At 69.8% G+C, this 16,143-nt stretch carries 14 protein-coding genes and 1 pseudogene; 4 read left to right on the top strand and 11 right to left on the bottom strand.

Translation table 11 applies throughout. From position 1 onward, the window contains the following. Positions 1-4 precede the first annotated feature (4 nt). The 8 genes from HNV26_RS04120 to HNV26_RS04085 form a co-directional block, all read right to left on the bottom strand. The gene (locus HNV26_RS04120; protein WP_216611779.1) at positions 5-2,032 is read right to left on the bottom strand and encodes a putative metal-binding motif-containing protein; all 2,028 of its coding nucleotides are present in this window, start codon (positions 2,030-2,032) and stop codon (positions 5-7) included. Positions 2,033-2,164: 132 nt separating this feature from the next. Beyond that, the gene (locus HNV26_RS04115) at positions 2,165-3,487 is read right to left on the bottom strand and encodes a CapA family protein (RefSeq protein WP_171445087.1); all 1,323 of its coding nucleotides are present in this window, start codon (positions 3,485-3,487) and stop codon (positions 2,165-2,167) included. A gap of 81 nt (positions 3,488-3,568) precedes the next feature. Next, a complete protein-coding gene (locus HNV26_RS04110) occupies positions 3,569-4,078 on the bottom strand; it encodes an MXAN_0125 family MYXO-CTERM protein (RefSeq protein WP_253816202.1) in 510 nt (169 codons plus the stop codon). 110 nt (positions 4,079-4,188) lie between these two features. Beyond that, positions 4,189-4,824, bottom strand: a complete 636-nt coding sequence (gene upp / locus HNV26_RS04105) for a uracil phosphoribosyltransferase (RefSeq protein ID WP_171445088.1) — start codon at positions 4,822-4,824, stop codon at positions 4,189-4,191. A gap of 12 nt (positions 4,825-4,836) precedes the next feature. Beyond that, positions 4,837-6,048, bottom strand: a complete 1,212-nt coding sequence (locus HNV26_RS04100; RefSeq protein ID WP_171445089.1) for a DUF1688 family protein — start codon at positions 6,046-6,048, stop codon at positions 4,837-4,839. Next, complete coding sequence (locus HNV26_RS04095; protein WP_171445090.1) at positions 6,041-7,294, bottom strand: GTP cyclohydrolase II; 1,254 nt, start codon at positions 7,292-7,294, stop codon at positions 6,041-6,043. Before HNV26_RS04095 ends, HNV26_RS04100 begins: the two co-directional genes overlap by 8 nt. 74 nt (positions 7,295-7,368) lie before the next feature. After that, positions 7,369-8,895 (bottom strand): CoA-acylating methylmalonate-semialdehyde dehydrogenase, encoded by a 1,527-nt coding sequence (locus HNV26_RS04090; RefSeq protein WP_171445091.1) that lies wholly within the window; start codon positions 8,893-8,895, stop codon positions 7,369-7,371. A 136-nt stretch (positions 8,896-9,031) separates the two neighbouring features. Further along, entirely contained in the window at positions 9,032-9,442 is a 411-nt protein-coding gene (locus HNV26_RS04085; protein ID WP_171445092.1) for a hypothetical protein, read from the bottom strand. A gap of 54 nt (positions 9,443-9,496) precedes the next feature. On the opposite strand from HNV26_RS04085, the pseudogene HNV26_RS04080 reads away from it, so the two are divergent. Together HNV26_RS04080 and HNV26_RS04075 are read left to right on the top strand one after the other, a co-directional pair. Then, a pseudogene (locus tag HNV26_RS04080) lies at positions 9,497-9,654 on the top strand (DUF2380 domain-containing protein); the annotation flags it as partial. Between the two features lie 380 nt (positions 9,655-10,034). Further along, entirely contained in the window at positions 10,035-11,699 is a 1,665-nt protein-coding gene (locus tag HNV26_RS04075) for a type VI secretion system contractile sheath domain-containing protein (RefSeq protein ID WP_253816201.1), read from the top strand. Positions 11,700-11,701: 2 nt separating this feature from the next. On the opposite strand, the gene HNV26_RS04070 is transcribed toward HNV26_RS04075, so the two are convergent. From HNV26_RS04070 to HNV26_RS04060, 3 genes are all read right to left on the bottom strand, one after another. Next, complete coding sequence (locus tag HNV26_RS04070; RefSeq protein ID WP_171442781.1) at positions 11,702-12,232, bottom strand: GNAT family N-acetyltransferase; 531 nt, start codon at positions 12,230-12,232, stop codon at positions 11,702-11,704. A 92-nt stretch (positions 12,233-12,324) separates the two neighbouring features. Beyond that, positions 12,325-13,641 (bottom strand): PQQ-binding-like beta-propeller repeat protein, encoded by a 1,317-nt coding sequence (locus tag HNV26_RS04065; RefSeq protein WP_171442780.1) that lies wholly within the window; start codon positions 13,639-13,641, stop codon positions 12,325-12,327. Between the two features lie 35 nt (positions 13,642-13,676). Beyond that, the gene (locus HNV26_RS04060) at positions 13,677-14,924 is read right to left on the bottom strand and encodes a phospholipase D-like domain-containing protein (protein WP_171442779.1); all 1,248 of its coding nucleotides are present in this window, start codon (positions 14,922-14,924) and stop codon (positions 13,677-13,679) included. 146 nt (positions 14,925-15,070) lie between these two features. On the opposite strand from HNV26_RS04060, the gene HNV26_RS04055 reads away from it, so the two are divergent. Beyond that, positions 15,071-15,799, top strand: coding sequence for a hypothetical protein (locus HNV26_RS04055; protein WP_253816200.1), 729 nt, complete (start codon positions 15,071-15,073; stop codon positions 15,797-15,799). Between the two features lie 155 nt (positions 15,800-15,954). Continuing rightward, entirely contained in the window at positions 15,955-16,119 is a 165-nt protein-coding gene (locus HNV26_RS04050) for a hypothetical protein (RefSeq protein WP_171442777.1), read from the top strand. The last annotated feature ends 24 nt before the right edge of the window (positions 16,120-16,143 follow it).

Below are 16,143 nucleotides of genomic sequence, written 5' to 3'. Positions count from 1 at the left end.
AGGGTTACGGCTCCGGGAAGTGGTAGACGTTTCCGTCGTCGCCGACGATCCAGAAGTTGCTTGAGGAGGTCATGGCGATGTCGCGGAGCAGCACGTTCGGTGCGCTTGGGGTGAAGGCTGGGGCCTTGGCCCAGCCGTGTGGGGTCAACCGCTGTAGCCGTCCTGCATTGCCCTCGTTGCCAATGACGTAGGCATTCATGGTTCCGGGCGGGGCAGCCACACTCACGTAGTTGATTGCAGCCCCTGAAGGAGAGAGGACCCGCTCCCAGTCCCTCGACTGGCCACTGCCTTTCACCACCAGGCCTCCGTCACCCACCGCGTAGATGTGCTCCGCGCTCGCTGCCCACACCGCCCGCAGGCCGCCATTGTAACCTTCGAGCCCCTGGAGGTTGTACGCGGCTGGAGTGCCCCAGGCGGGAGTGGTGGTGCGGGTGTAGAGATTCACCACCGGCGTCAGCGGTGACGACTCTTCTGTCGAGCCCACTGCATACAGCGAATCACTGCCGTTCGCATGGAGCCCCCAGTACCGGCCAGGTGAGTCGTGGCGATGAGTCGCCCCTGTAAACTCATACAAGTGGCCCAGAGTAGAGACTGCGAATAGTTGAGCTGGACTTCCTACTCCAACGACGCTTGAGAAGTAGTCGTTCTTGCCAGGGAGGTCGGCGTGGGCTGGGACAGGGCAGACCGCCCCAGTGTGCTCGCCTACCCAACCGTCTTCGCCGACCACGACAACATAACTATTATTGGGATTGACCCACGCCGCGTGCCAGTCCAGCTTGTTGTCCTTCGGTCCACACTGAGTCGCCGTCTCCCCGCCGTGACTCACGAAGGCGGAAGTCGCGTCCATCTTCACCGCCAGTTTCCCACCCAATCCCGCCACCCACACCGGGTAACCACTCGGGTGCACGGCCACCGTCCTCCAATTGCCCCCTTCCAGCACGGGGTCCACCACCCTCTTCAGCGAGCCGCAGGACATCTCCTCATCCACCTGCCCGTCGCAGTCGTTGTCCAGCCCGTCGCAGACCTCCGTTGCCTGGGTGTTCGTGTCGGGGTCAGCGTCATCACAGTCCCGCGTGTTGTCCGCCATCTTCGGAGGCATAGGCTCGTCAGGACACAACCCTCCCGCCTGCGCGCCTTCCTGCTCGCCCTCTCCGTCGCTGTCCTCGTCCGCGTAGAGCGGCGTCGGAGGCGTGCCGACGCAGACCGTCCCCGTCTGCGCGTCGTTGCAGGCATACTTCCCGTTGCAGAACTCCGTGCAAGCCGTCCCCAGGGCACCCGGCCCCTCCGTGAACAACTCGTCGTCGCGCCCGTCGCAGTTGTCATCCACGTCGTTGCACTTCTCCACGGCGTTCGGATGAACGTCGGCCCGCCCGTCGTCACAATCCCCCGTCACCTCGACATGAAGTTCACTCGGCGGGTCACAGGCCTCCGTCCCGGGCCCATTGCGTCCGAATCTGTCGCGGTCGCCGTCCAGGTACCAGACCTTGTTGACAACTCCCGTTTCCATCTGGCCGTCGCAGTTGTCATCCAGGCCGTTACAGAGCTCCGGCGCGCCAAGGTAAGCCGCCTCTCTCGAGTCATCACAGTCCGTCCCCCGGTTCATCGGACCACCCGGTGGGACGAAGCCGTCACCGTCCTCGTCAGCGGTGTGCAAGTCCTCGAGCAACCACTCCTGCCGGCCCGCGGAGGCGAAGCTGAAGGTCTGCTTCCGCTCATCCACCAACTGCTCCGCCGCGCAGCCCTTCTCGAAAACCCTGACGGTGATTTCGACGTCCCGCGCCCAGTCCGCCTTCCGGAAGACGGCGACGTTCAACACCGGGTCGTTGGTGTCGAACTGACCGGGCTCCTTGAACTCCGCGAGCGCCGGCTCACCGGTGCCACCATGGGCCTCCACCGTGATGCAGCCCTGACTGAATTTCGGGTGGTGGCCAATCTTGACGTGAACCGCAGCCTGCTTCGTGTCCGGCTCTTTCGAGTCCTTCTTGCAGGCCAGCAACAACAGAGGCAGGAGGAGGATGGCGGATTGACGCATAGGTTGCACTCTACCCCAACCCCAGGCGTGACTTGCTCAGAAGCCGACTCACCCCAAAGTCCGCCCAAGTGAACGACCATGGACATCTCACAGCAAGGATGAACTTCGACACACCCACATGTGCCATTGCGGTCACGGCTGTGAGGCCAACCGCCCTGCGGGCACAGTCTCCGCCCCACGCCGACGAAGTTCGGGGGGCGCCACCGCGAACCCTTCCGGCAACATCCGGAGAATGCGCTCACGCCGGTGCTTGGAGCCTTCCAGCCGCCGCTCCAGCAAGGCCTTCTGCGCGCGTGTCTCCTTGTCCAGAGGCGCGGGGCGCGCCGCCAGCAACGCCAGCCGCGCCGTCACCTCCTCCACCTCCCGGTCGATGAGCACGGGCTGGATGTTCCGCGACTCATTTCGCGCCCGCCCCACCGCGTTGTTCTCAATCCACACCGGCAGCACCGCCACTTCCTCCAGCGCCACCGATACACCGGGCATGGGCCGCACCAGCGACAGCCGCAGCAACATCGAATCCCGCCGGTCGCCCCCCGAGCGCTTCGCCCCCGCCTCGTGCTGGTAGAAGCGGTCCTGGTTCGCCACCAGGTTGCCCAGCGAGTACGCGATGAGTCCCTTGCGCCCATCCACCGTCTGGTACGACTCCAGCGGCTGGAGCACGTGCGGATGGTGCCCGATGACCGCCCTCGCCCCCGCGTCCAGCAGCGCGCGGCCCAACTCACGGTCCTCGGGGCGTGGCTCCCCTTTGTACTCCGTCCCCCAGTGCGCCAGCACGATGAGCGCGTCACACCGAGCCGCCGCGGCGCGCACGGCTTCCACGACCTGTTCGGGCTGCATCCCCCGGTGCGCTTCGTGCCCCGCATAGGGCACCAGCGCGACGTGCGGCGCCTGCGCATCCTTCGGATTGCTGAAGCCATTGAGCATGCGCGTGAAGGACAGGAACCCCACCTTCACGCCGCGCACGTCCACGAAGGCGGGCTCCCACGCGGCGTCCTTCGTCGCGCCCGTGCCCGTATGACGGATGCCCGCCGCATCCAGGTGCCGCAGCGTCTCCAACATGCCCGCGGGGTGCTGGTCCCTCGCGTGGTTGTTCGCGGTGGACACCACCTTCACCCCGGCCGAGGCCAGCGCATGCACCATGGCCGACGGCGCGTTGAACAAGAGCTCCCGCGCGACCGCCTTCTTGTTGTCGGTGACGGGCGTCTCCAGATTCACGACGCCCACGTCCGCGGTGCGCAGCACGTCCGCGATGGGCCCGAAGACGTGGTCCCAGCCCTCATGGTTGAGCGAGGGCGCCCGGCCTCCCTCCGGTGGCGGCGCCCCGGCGCGGGCGTGCAGCCTCGCGACCTCCTTCACCTCGCCATGGGGAATCACATCCCCACCAAACACCAGCTCCACGCGCGTGGGGGAGGAGGCACAAAGCAGGGGCAACAGCAGCAGGACGGAGGCGGACACGCCTCCACCCTAGTCCAGACACCCGGCATCCCTGGAAGAGCCTCCCGGGTGCTGGCGGACCGTGCCGCTCAGCGCCTGCGCTCAAGCGCGACGGCGCCTGCGAGCCACCGCGCCCACCAGCAGCGCCACCCCCGCCGCGCCCAGCGCCCCCGGCGCCGCTGCACAACCATCGGAATCGGGGACGTCCCTGCACGTCACCTCCGCGCTGATGGCGAGCCGCTGGTCCACGCCGTCCACGCGCACCGTGTAGGACTGCTCGACGAAGCGCGACCGCTCGAACGCCGCCCTGCCGAAGATGAAGCCCGCCTCGTCACCTGGCGCGAGCGCCTGGGTGCACACACTGTCCGAACAGCTCGACAACGGCCAGTCGACCAGCGTCACCGTCCGCGCACAGGCGTTGCGCACGCTGCTCAGCCCGCATCTGACGGACGCGCGGAAGATGAGGCACGGCACCTCGGAGACGACGCTCTGGTTCGACGTGGAGCACGGGCACGGCTCCGACTCCGCCCGGGCGATTCCCGACAGTCCCAGCACACTGGCGCAGCCCAGCCAGGCCATCATGCGCCGGGCGCGAACGAGCATTCCTTGCATCACTGCACCCCAACCGATTGCGCCGGCCCCGTCCGCGGCGCGCATCCTGTCCCGGACACGGCCGCGCGCCAAGTCACCGTTGCCGGGTGAGGGGTATCTCCTCCACCGCGCTACTTGGTGCCGAAGAGCCGGTCGCCCGCGTCGCCCAGGCCCGGGAGGATGTAGCCGTGCTCGTCCAGCCGCTCGTCGACGGCCGCGGTGTAGACGTGGACGTCCGGGTGGTGCTCGCGCAGGTTCGCCAGGCCCTCCGGGCACGCCAGCAGACAGACGAAGCGCAATGAGCCGGGCTTGCTCTTCTTCAGCCGCTGGAGCGCGGCCACCGCCGAGTTCCCCGTGGCGAGCATCGGGTCGCACACCACCACGTCCCGGTCCGCGAGCTGGCCGGGCACGCGGTAGTAGTACTCCACCGGCGACAGCGTCTCCGGGTCCCGGTACAGGCCGATGTGCCCCACGCGCGCGGAGGGCACCAGTTGCAACATCCCGTCGAGGATGCCCTGCCCCGCGCGCATGATGGCCACCAGCACCAGCTTCTTGCCGTCCAGCACCGGCGCCACCGTGCGCGCCATGGGCGTCTGGATGTCCTCCTCGCGCACCTTGAGGTCTCTCAGCGCCTCATAGGCGAGCAGCAGTGAGATTTCCTGGAGCAGCGCCCGGAAGGAGGCGGTGCTCGTCTCCACCCGGCGCATCTGCGTGAGCTTGTGCTTCACCAGCGGGTGGTCCACCACCGTGCAGTTCGGAAACTCCATTGCGTCCTCCCGTCAGAACACCGTGCCGTCACTGTCCACCCGGATGGGCGGCCCACCCCCGGGACGCCGCTCCGCCGCCACGCGCCGGCCCGCGGTCCACGTGCCACCCTGGAGCACCTTCCCCAGCGGCAGCTCCTCCGCGCTCAGGCCCAGCCGGCCCCGCACCAGCGCCGCCACCCGGTCCAGCAGCGCCACCGTCAGCGCGCGCCACTCCACGATGGGCTCGTCACCCGGGTGGAAGGACTGCGTGAAGAGGCGCGGCTCCCGGGGAGACAGCACGCCCAGGTCCACCAGCAGGCCACCGTTGCGGTACTCGGGCAGGCCGGTGAGGCCATCCAGCTCCGTCACCACCACGCCCGCCTCGGACAGCGGCTCCACCAGGGAATACGTCAGCCACTGCGACAGCTTGTGGAAGGGCACCAGCGCCTCCAGGCTCTCCACCGACCCCAGCGCGGGATGTGGCCACACGTCGCCCAGGTTCACCGCGTCCACCATCACCCGGCCCGGCCAGATGGGGCCCAGCACCTCCAACACCAGCCCCAGCAGCTCCGCGGCGCGCACGCTGCGCTGCTGCGCGGTGATGATGTCCAGCAGCGTCCCTGGCCGAGGCAGCACCTTCGCCAGCCCGTGCAGCAGGTGCAACCGGCCCTCCAGCCCATCCACCGGGTTGGCCTCCGTCACCTGCATGCCCTGCGCGAGCGCCTCGCGCGTGAGCCGCCCCAGCGCCTCCGCGTCCACGCGCAGCGGCCGGTCCGGGTCCGACGAGAAGCGCCCCTCCATGAACATGCGGAAGCTGGCCACGGCCAGTCCCTCGGAGCGCGCCCACGTCTTCCCGCCGGCCTCCTGGTAGCGCCACTGCGGGCCACTGCCCGCGTCCAGCAGCACGCTCACCACCACCAGGTCCAGCTTCGCGCGCGCCCGCTCTTGAAGAGAGGCGTCCTTCAGCCGCGCCTCCAGCTCCGCCAACCGCGCCACGCCGCCCACGTCGAAGTGGCGCCAGCGGCTGTGCAGCGGCACGTCCAGCGTGGGGTAGTGCTCGCGCGTCACGTGCAGCACCGTGTCCACGACGATGGGCAGCCGCGACGGCTCGACGCGGAAGTGCTCCAGCTTGCCCGCCAGCCCCAGGTCCAACAGCTGGTGGCACCGCTCGCGGATGGCGGACGGCGTGCGCAGCCACGCCACCGCGGGAGAGAGGTCCGACCTGGCCAATGAGGAATCAGACATCGAGGTCCCGCCCCTTCACCTGCGCCAGCCCCGCCGCGTCCGCCACCGGCCCTTGCGTGAAGTAACCCGCGGCCTTCTTCGCCTCCATCTCCACCTTGGCGTCGGCGGGGATGAGCTCGTCGGGGATGGGGACGCGCTCCAGGATTTCGATGCCCGAGCGCGTAATCGCGTCGTGCTTCATGTCGCTCATCGACACGAAGCGGTGGATGCGGGTGATGCCCAGCCAGTGCAGCACGTCCGGCATCAGCTCCTGGAAGCGCATGTCCTGCACGCCGGCCACGCACTCGGTGCGCTGGAAGTAGGTGGCCGCGGAGTCGCCGCCCTCCTGCCGCTTGCGCGCGTTGTACACGAGGAACTTCGTCACCTCGCCCAGCGCCCGGCCTTCCTTGCGCAGGTAGACGATGAGCCCCGCGCCGCCCGCCTGCGCCGTGCGCACGCACTCCTCGATGCCGTGCGCCAGGTAGGGCCGGCAGGTGCAGATGTCGCTGCCGAACACGTCGGAGCCGTTGCACTCGTCATGCACGCGCGCCGTCAGCGGCACGTCCCGGTCCGCCAGCGTCTCGATGCCGCCGAAGACGTACAGCGTCAGCCCGCCAATGGGCGGCAGGAAGACGTGCAGGTCCGGGCGCGTAATCAGCTCCGGGAACATGCCGCCCGTCTGCTCGAAGAGGCCGCGGCGCAGCGCGCTCTCCGTCATGCCGAAGCGCTTCGCGATGCCCGGCAGGTACCACACCGGGTCCACCGCGGCCTTCGTCACCTTGATGTCGCCGTTGTCGCGCAGCAGGTCCCCGTCCGGCGTCAAGCGCCCGGCATCGATGGCGTCGCGCACCTCGGGGAAGTTGATGTGCGCCTTGGTGACGGCGATGGTCGGCCGGAAGTCGATGCCCTGCTCCGCGAACGGCCGGAAGGCCTGCGGCGCGATGGCGCCCCACGGGTCCAGCGAGACGATGCGCTGCGGGTCGCTCCACGACGGATGCGGCCCCACCTGCGCGGCGGGCGCGGTGTTCTTCAGGTCGGCCCGGTGGTCCTGCGGCAACATGCCCGCGGCCACGGCGAGCGCGCGGTACACGGCATACGCGCCGGCATGCGTGCCGATGACGTTGCGGTGCCCGGCTTCCGTCAGCGTGGCGACGACAGGGCCGCGGCGCGTCGGCTCGCCGTCTCCCCAGCGGATGGGGACGCTGGGGACGTCGCCATCCGGGTGGGAGGTGAGGCGGATGTGATTGGGATTCTTTTTCTCGGCCATGGGAGCGCCCTCCTTGCGGGCGCGGGAGCAAAGTCGGGGTGCGGGGGGCGGGGCTTCGCGTCGTGGGGCGCGCTTCAGCTCATCCACGAGCCGTCGGTCCGGGCCGACCACTTGCGGGTGACCTTCTTCACCTGCGTCCAGAAGTCGAGGCTGGACGGCCCGGTGATGTCCCCGTGCCCGAAGCGCGAATCACCCGTGCCACCGAAGGAGAACGGCTCACGCGGGACAGGGACGCCCACGTTGACGCCCACCATGCCGGCGCGAACGCCCTCCACCACCGTCTGCGCCACCCCACCGCTCGTGGTGAAGATGGACGCCGCGTTGCCGTAGGGCGACGCGTTCTCCACCGCCAGCGCCGCGGACAGCGTGGGCACCCGGACGATGGAGAGCACCGGGCCGAACAGCTCGCGCCGCGCGGCCTCCATCTCCGGACGCACGCCGTCCAGCAGCGTGGGGCCCAGCCAGTTGCCGCCGGACCACGGCTCGCCCTGCGGCTTGTGGCCACGGCCATCCAGCAGCACCCGCGCGCCCTCGGCCTCCGCGCGGGCAATGGCCGTCTCCAAGCGGTCCAGCGAGCCCCGGTCGATGAGCGCGCCCATGCCGGGGCCCAATTCCAGCTTCGCCGCGCGGCGGACGACTTCCTGGAGAATGGACTCCACGTTGCCCACCGCGAGCAGCACGCTGGCCGCCATGCAGCGCTGGCCCGCGCAGCCGGTGAACGAGTCCACCACCGCCTGCGGCGTCAGCTCCGGGTCCGCGTCCGGTACGACGATGAGGTGGTTCTTGGCGCTGCCCAGCGCCAGCACGCGCTTGCCGCGCTTGCAGCCCTCCGCGTACAGGTGGCGCGCCACCGCGGACGAGCCGACGAAGCCCACCGCCTGCACGTCCGGGTGCGCCACCAGCGCGTCCACCGCCTCCTTGCCGCCGTGCACGACGGAGAAGACGCCCGCGGGGTAGCCGGCCTCGCACATGAGCTCGCCCAGCGCGCACGCGGTCAGCGGCACCTTCTCCGACGGCTTGAGGATGAAGGCGTTGCCCAGCGTGACGGCGATGGGGAACATCCACATCGGCACCATGGCCGGGAAGTTGAACGGAGTGATTCCGGCGACGACGCCCAGCGGCTCGCGGCGGTACTCACAGGAGATGCCGCGGCTGACCTCCAGGTGCGCGCCCGTGTCGAGGTTCTGGAGGGACAGCGCGAAGTCGCAGACCTCCATCCCCTTGAGCAGGCCCGCGCGGGCCTCCGCCACCGTCTTCCCCGCCTCGCTGGCGGCCAGCTGGGCCAGGGCGTCCAGGTCGCGCTCGAGGAACTGGCGGAAGCGGTACAGGTACTGCGTGCGCTCCCGCAGCGGGGTCTCCTTCCAGGCCGCCGCCGCCGCCTTCGAGGCCTCCACCGCCTGGGCGACGCCAGATGCAGGCGTGAGGGGAACCCTGCCAATGACGGTGCCCGTGTAAGGACTCCGGACATCGAGGTGCGCCGCACCGGGCGGCACCTGCCAGCTTCCTCCAACGAGGTTACGGCACGAGACGACGCTCCGCGGAAGCTGGATGAAGGACACGCACACCCCCCAGGTGTCTGGCGTGAAGAAATGGCCTGCCATTGTAACCAGGGGAATGGACTGACATGCAACCCCGGGGTCCCCGAGGGTGCCTTCAGACACGCCCAATGGAAGACATCCAGGCGCTCACTCTGTCAGGTAACAGACCCATCTCTCGGACGGGTGTGAGGGATTGCGTTCAGCGGGCGTCAGGCGCCGCCAGCAGGCCGCGCAGCCGGGCGATGGTGGCCGTGTCATCCGCATCCGGCGGGAGGCCCAGGGCCTGGACTTCGTCGTACAGCGCGAGCGCGTAGTGAACGCGGGAAGTAGCCGTGGCGGCGTCGCCCTGCTCGGCGATCAACTCTCCGTCCTCGGCGACCAGGCGCGCGAGCACCTTCACGCGCGTGGGGGAGCCCAGCAGTCGCGCGGTGGACACCGGGTCCGCCATCAGCAGCGCGGCGTACTCCATGCCCAGCGTGGACAGCGCCGTCTCCTGGATGAGGCGCTGAGCGTCCGCGAGCTTCTTCTCCCGGCGCGCCTTGATGATGCGGGCCAGCGCGGCGGCGAACTCCTCGATGAGCCGCTCGATGTAATCCTTGCGAAGGGACATGGCGGCTCGAAGGTAACCGCGGAGCGGGGGACGTGCACGCCCGGGTCTTCCGTCGGCCAGGGTGGCGCTTGGAATCAGGCATGGCGCGACTTCATGCTGACCCATCCCAGGGCGACACCCGAGGAAATCTACCGGCACGCAGGGGACCTCATCTTTGCTTCCAGCTTCTGGGCGGCCCCATCCAGTCGTACTGCTCCCAGCCTGGAACATGAGGACTTCGACGCCCCGATGACACGGTTCTTCTGGCTAGGCTGGAAGACATCCGGAGCCGGAGCGCGGACGGAGGAAGAGGCGGCGCCTCAGAGAGGAGAGAGGCGCATGGGGAAGCTCCTTCCGGGAGGGGTTGGAGGGCCACTGTAGGCGCCTCACGCACCAGTAGTGACAGGTGTGCCAACCGTCGGAAACCCTCGCGCACCCGCCAAGTCCCTGATTTCGCTTGAGCCTTCGGGGCATCCGCGCCCCGTGAGGTCCTGCCCCCTGATGACTGCGGTCAGGGGGCGGTGGTCGCGGTCACCAGGCGCCGTCCGGCAGCCGTGCCGACATGCTGGCGCGCTAACGTAGCGGCCTTCTCGTCGTGGAGGGGATGCGGGACATGAGCCAGAACGGAAGCAGTGCCGAAAGCGCGCGCGTGCGCTGGCTGGTGGTGGGTGCCTTCTCACAGTCCCCCTCGGGTCGGCGCTTCCCGCTCACGGTGAACACCTTCGGGGATGAGCTCACGCGCGCCGCCAGCGGGCTCCGCGTCACCGTGGCGGACCGGCTGGGCGCGGGTGACACACGCACCGTCGAGCTGTCTTTCGACCGGCTGCGCGCCTTCAGCTACGCGGACGTCATCACCCGCGTCCCGGAGCTGCGCGCCCTGCAGCACCTGCACGAATCACTGTCCACGTCCGACCCGCTGCGCACGCTGACGCCCGACGAGGCCGCCACGCGCGTGGCCACCGTCACCGGCCCGGGCCGCCTGCCGGACGCGGTGGCCCAGGCCCTGCGCGCGGCCTCCACGCCGCCCGCCCCCACCGCGCCTGCCGCGCCCACCGAATCCGGCGAGGACCTGGTGGAGACGCTCCTCAGCCGCGCCGACGCGAGCACGCCCGCCGCCGCGTCCCGCGCGGTGGATGCCTTCCTGCGCGCCATCAATCCGCGCGTGCCCGCCACGCCCGCGCCCGTCGTCACGCCGGAGGCCGCCACCCGGCAGACGGCCCGGGGTCTGGTGGAGGAAGCGCTGCTCCTCACGGCGAAGGACCTGCTCGGCGCCGAGCCCGTGGCCCACCTGGAGTCCGCGTGGCGCGGCCTCAAGTGGCTGCTGGACCAGGTGCCCGCGTCCTCCGGCATCTCCGTGGAGGTGCTGGACGTGGCGCGCGCCGGGCTGCTGGACGCCCTGCAGGGCGCGCTGGGCGCCGAGCCCTTCGAACGCCCTGACGCCGTCTTCATCGTGGATGCCACCGACGACGTCGCCCTCCTGGGCAAGCTCGCGGCGATGGGCGAGCGCGCGCAGCTCCCGGTGGTGGCCGCCGTATCCGCGCCGCTCCTGGGCGTGGCGCAGGCGGAGCTGGCCGTGGCGCTGGAGGAGGAGCGCGAGCACGTCTCCGAGGCCTGGACGGAGCTGCGCCAGGACGAGTCCGCGCGCTGGCTGTGCGCCGTCATCAACCGCGCGGTGGTGGCCAGCGAGGGCCGCGGCGTGGCCCGACGCGTGAGCTTCACCAGCCCCGCGCTGGCGGTGGCGGCGATGCTGGCGGCCAGCTTCCGGGACACCAGCGCCTTCGCGCGCATCATGGGCCAGCAGGGCGGCCTGAAGGCGCCGGCCATGTGGGAGCTGCCCACCGGCCGCGATACCGGGCTGAGCATTCCCACCGAGCACTTCCTCCCCATCCGGGCGCAGGCGCGGCTGGAGGAGCGCGGCATCCTGGGCCTGGGCAGCGGGCGCAACGCGGACGCGGTGCTGCTGGCCGCCGCGCCCATGGTGTTCGGCGGAGGCTACGCGGTGCCACTGCCCGCGCAGCTGCTCACCGGGCGCATCGTGCGCTTCGCCACCTGGGTGCGGGACCAGTTGCCCGCCGGCACCGGCGGCGACGACGTGGACGCCATCTTCTCGCAGGCCGCGGAGGTGTTCCTCTTCCGGGGCGCCACGGAGAACGGGCAGCTGCGCGGCCAACTGGTGGCCACGGACACCGGCCGCGGCGTGCACGTCACCGCCACCGTCCGCCCGGAGCACGCGGGCACGCGCTTCCAGCTCGCCTTCACCCTGCCGCTGCGCGGCTGAAGTCAGTCCTTCTTGAAGCGCAGCACGTAGCCTTCGAGGAACACCGTGGGCAGGTCCAGGTCGCCCACGGGTTCGCGCACGAAGCCGCGCCGCTGGTACATGCGCCCCACGCCCTCCGCGCCCCTGCGGACGTGGAGGCACACGGCGTCCACGCCCCACTCGCGAGCCCGGGCCTCGGCGGCGTCCAGGAGGGGTTGGGCCAGCCCGGTGCCATGGTGGCTCACGGCGGTGGCCAGGCCGCGCAGGTCGGCGGCGTTGGGCAGCCAGGCCTCGGAGCCGGGGGCGCCGGGCTTGAAGAGCGCGACGGTGCCCACCACCTGTCCGTCCAACTCGGCCACCAGCACGGTGGCCACCTTGCGCCGGGACGCGACGTCCCGCAGCTCGCGCTTGCGCTCGTCGCCATAGACGACTTCCGGGAGCTTCTTCGCGTACTGGGTGAGGAAGGCCTCCACCAACAACTCCCCCACCGCCGCGTCATCCTCGGGCCGCGCCTCGCGAACGAGGGCCCGCTCTACGACATGCCGGGTGTCCATGGCCCGGAACTCTACGACCGGCCGCGCGTGCGCGCGATTTCACCCCGGCCAGCGCCGCTCATGCCTGCGTGCAGGCGGACACTGCGCCGGCGTCACCACGTGCCCAGGGTGCCAATCAGGTTGCCCGTCTTCGCGTCGAAGACATCCAGCCACACCCAATGCGGAACGTAGACGCGCCCACCGTGCAGCTTGATGTCGGACGCCCCCGAGCCGCTCTTGGAGTTGGGAATAGGGACGTCCCAACTGACGCTCCCCGTCCGCATGTCTCTGCGAATGAGCTGCGCGCCCCCCTCCTTCAACTCATAGGCCATGACGAGTGCGTCCTCGGAGAAGGCGAGGACCTCCACCACGCGCTCCTTCACCTTCTTGGGGTCCATGTCGGCGACGTTGCCGTGCCACAACGGGGCCTTCTGGCCCTGCTGGAACACCGCCGCCATGGGCACCCGGCTCCCAGGACTCCGCTCACCCAGGACGACGCTCAGGTCATTCAGCGTGTAGACGTGCTCGGGCGAAAACCCGGGGACGTCCGGCAGGTTGCGCGGGCGTTCACAGAGGATGGGGCTCCTCCTCACCAACTGGGAGGGACACATCCGGGGGTTCCATTTGAACGGCGCGCAGGAGGGGGGCGGCTCGATGACGGTCCGAGCGGCCGCCGTTTTCGTGTTGAGCAGGAGGTTCTGCCCATCGGCAACATCGACCCAGACGGACTCGGCGTCGCCCCGTGGGATGCAGAGGTTGCGAGGCTTGTCCGAGAGCGCCACCCGCCCGAGCTGCTTGCCCGTCCGCGGGTCGAGGATGCTCACCGCGTCAGGCGAACTCATCACCACGCGCCCGCCCTGATGAACGACGTGCACCGCGCCGGACAAGTCCGAGGCCGTCCCCTCGAGCTCCGCTTCCCAGAGCAGGTCGAACGACTTCCCATCGAACGCGGCAACCTGGTTGCGCGTCTCCGTCTTTCCGGGGGCGAGGCTGAGGCGACGGATACGGCCGATGATGTCATCCGTTCCGTCACCGTTGAGGTCCACCGCGAGGGGCACCCCCTGGGAGTCCCATTGGAACTTCGCCTTCCTCTCCGACACCGGTGAAGGCGCCGCGACGACGGGAGACGCCCCCAGGACGCTCGTTGGAGTGGGCCCGTCGGTGGACTCCGTGGCGGAGCTGAAGCTCAGGAAGGCCACGAGCCCCGCCATGAAACTGAGCGACACGATGCCCCCCACCACCAGGGCCGCCGTGTTCGCTCCCGTCCCCGTCACGGCCGGCGACTGGTACTCGGGACGCGGCGCCTTCTCGCCCTGCGTGTCGATGGAGGCGTTGCAGTAGCCACACGTATAGAGCACCCGGCCTTCCTCGAGGACGATGGGCGCATGACAGCGAGGGCAACGGGGTGATGTTGGACGGGCACGAGCCATGCCTGGTTTCTATCATCCGGCCCCGTCCGGCAGCGTCAGAGATAGTTGCCAATGAACCACGGCAGCCGCTCGCCCAGCTTCTGCAAGAGCCCGCGCCGCTTCCACCCGCTCCAGTGAATTTCTCGCGAGTGGCGCAAGTCTTTCTCAAAAGACGCGGCGAGCTGCGCCGCCAGCGTCGGGTCCTCCACCACCACCGAGCACTCCTCCAACGTCGTCAACGCCAGCGGGTCCATGTTGGTGGAGCCCACGACGGACAGGGAGTCATCCACGAGCATCGTCTTGGAATGCATCATCGACAGCTCGTACTCCCAGATGCGCACGCCGCCCTCCAGCAAGCGCGCATAGGACGCCCGCTGCGCCGCGTTCACGGGCCCGACGTCATGGTGCCGCCCGGGCACCAGCACCCGCACGTCCACGCCTTGCTTCACCTTCTCCAGCAGCATGTCACTGATGGCGTCGGAGGGAATGAAGTAGGAGTTCGCAATCCAGAGCCGCTCCTTCGCCGCCGCGATGGTGAGCAGCGTCATCCGCCGCGCGTCCGACAGGAAGCGGTTGTCCGTGCTGGCCACGAAGCCCGCGCGCGCATCCCCCGCGTAGCGAGGCTCCGGGAAGTCCGTCGCCGGCAGGAAATCTCCACCCGCCTCCTGCCAGTTCTGCGCGAAGGCGACCTGCATGTCCCGCACGGCCGGACCCTCCACGCGGATGTTCATGTCGCGCCAGGAATCCGCGCCCTGCGCGTTCCCCATCCAGCTCTTCCAGATGCCCCAGCCGCCGGTGATGCCCACCTCGCCATCCCGCACCACCATCTTCCGGTGGTTCCGCGCCCTCAGGCGGATCGCGTCCAGGGCCATGAAGTCGCCTTGGATGGGCCGGAAGTAGCGCGCGTCACAGCCGCTGGCCGCCAGCGCGGGAACCACCGCCTCGAAGTTGACGCTGCCCAATGGGTCCACCAGCACGCGGCACGCCACCCCGGGCCGCCGCGCGGCCAGCGCCCGGACCAGCCGGTCCGACGGCTCACCGGGCCGCCAGATGTAGCTGGTGATGTGGATGCTGGTGCGCGCGGCGAGAATCTCCTCCTCGATGGCGTCGAAGATGAAGCCGTTCTCCACCAGCTCCACGCGGTGGCCCGGCACCAGCGCCACGCCCAATGACTGGAAGAACGCGAGCGAGCGCGCCTCCGGGCTGCTCCCCGGCAACGCGCGCAGGCGCAGGTCATGCCGGTGATTGGGAGCGGGACACCCGGCGGCAATCAACACCACGGGCACGAGCCAGGCGAGCTTCACCGCCGGAAACTAAGCGCCCATGGCCCGCGGCGCACCTGCCGATGTCTCACGCAAGACACCCCGAGACGCGCGGAGGGAACATCCCCACCGTGAGGGTGGAAGCCCCCGCCCCGCGTGCGCACCTTCGGGACACACCGCGTGTCGCCATGCCCAACGAGCCCTCACACCGACGTCCCATCACCGCGTGCACGCTGCTGCTGGGCTGCCTGCTGTCCGCCGTGAGTCACGCGGCGGCCGCGGACGCACCGCTGCGCGACACGCCACCTCCTGAAGCACGCTCCAGGGACCTGGACACGCCCGCCGCCCCGTCACCGGAAAGAGCCGCCGTGCCCACGTACATCGAGCCGGAGGACATCCCGCTCCCCCAGGGCGCATGGGTGGCGCACGGGGGGCTCGCGCTGCTTCCCGTGGCCGGCGTCTGGGGCGCAAGCCGCGTGGGCGGGGACACGCGCGCGGGCGCCACCGCGGCGGAGACGGCGGCGGGAATGCTCCTGGGCGCCATCCCCTCGCGGCTCCTCTTCTTCCGTCCCGCGGCGCCCAGCCCGGGGCGGTGGATGGAATTGGAGACCGTGTCCTTCGGCGGCGGCCTCGTGCTGACACCGCCGCTGACGGCGCTCGGAACGTGGGGCCTGGGCGAGCTCGCCTTTGGCGAGAGTCACCATCCGGGCCGCGCCTACCTGGGCGCGCTCGGCGGCGCGGCCCTGGGCACGCTGCTGGGCGTCATCGTCCACGAAGCCCTGGTGAAGCTGTCCAAGCCCAGCGCCCGCTTGAAGAGCGGCCGTCGGCTCGTCGGCCTGGGATTCATCGGCGTGGGCGCGACGTTGGGCTATCAATGGGCAGGCGGCGGACCTCGCCCAGACGGACACACGCGATAGTTCTGTTGCGTCTGTTTCAACACGCACGCGTTGTGCACCGCCCAAGTCCTTGCAGTCTCAGACGCAGTGCGTGTGACATGCCGGGCATTGTGATTGTCAGACCCGGGCTCCACACTCCGCCGCGCTGTACGGACACCGCTGTTGGAGAGACCGCAATGACTGCTCGCAAGCACCTCCGTATCGCCGTCGTCCTCACCGCCGCCGTGCTGGGCCTGGGAATCACCATGACGCCGGCCACGGCCGTCGCCGATGACTGCCAGCCGCCCTGCTACAAGCACCCCATCACCGGTGAGTTGATTTGCGGCACCCCGTGTCCGTAATCCCCGGACACCCGCGCTGAAACA

It is taken from the genome of Myxococcus xanthus (assembly GCF_013116825.1).
GTDB lineage: Bacteria > Myxococcota > Myxococcia > Myxococcales > Myxococcaceae > Myxococcus > Myxococcus xanthus_B.
The sequence above is the reverse complement of the archived record's forward strand: the minus strand, read 5'-3'. Positions and strand labels throughout refer to the sequence as shown.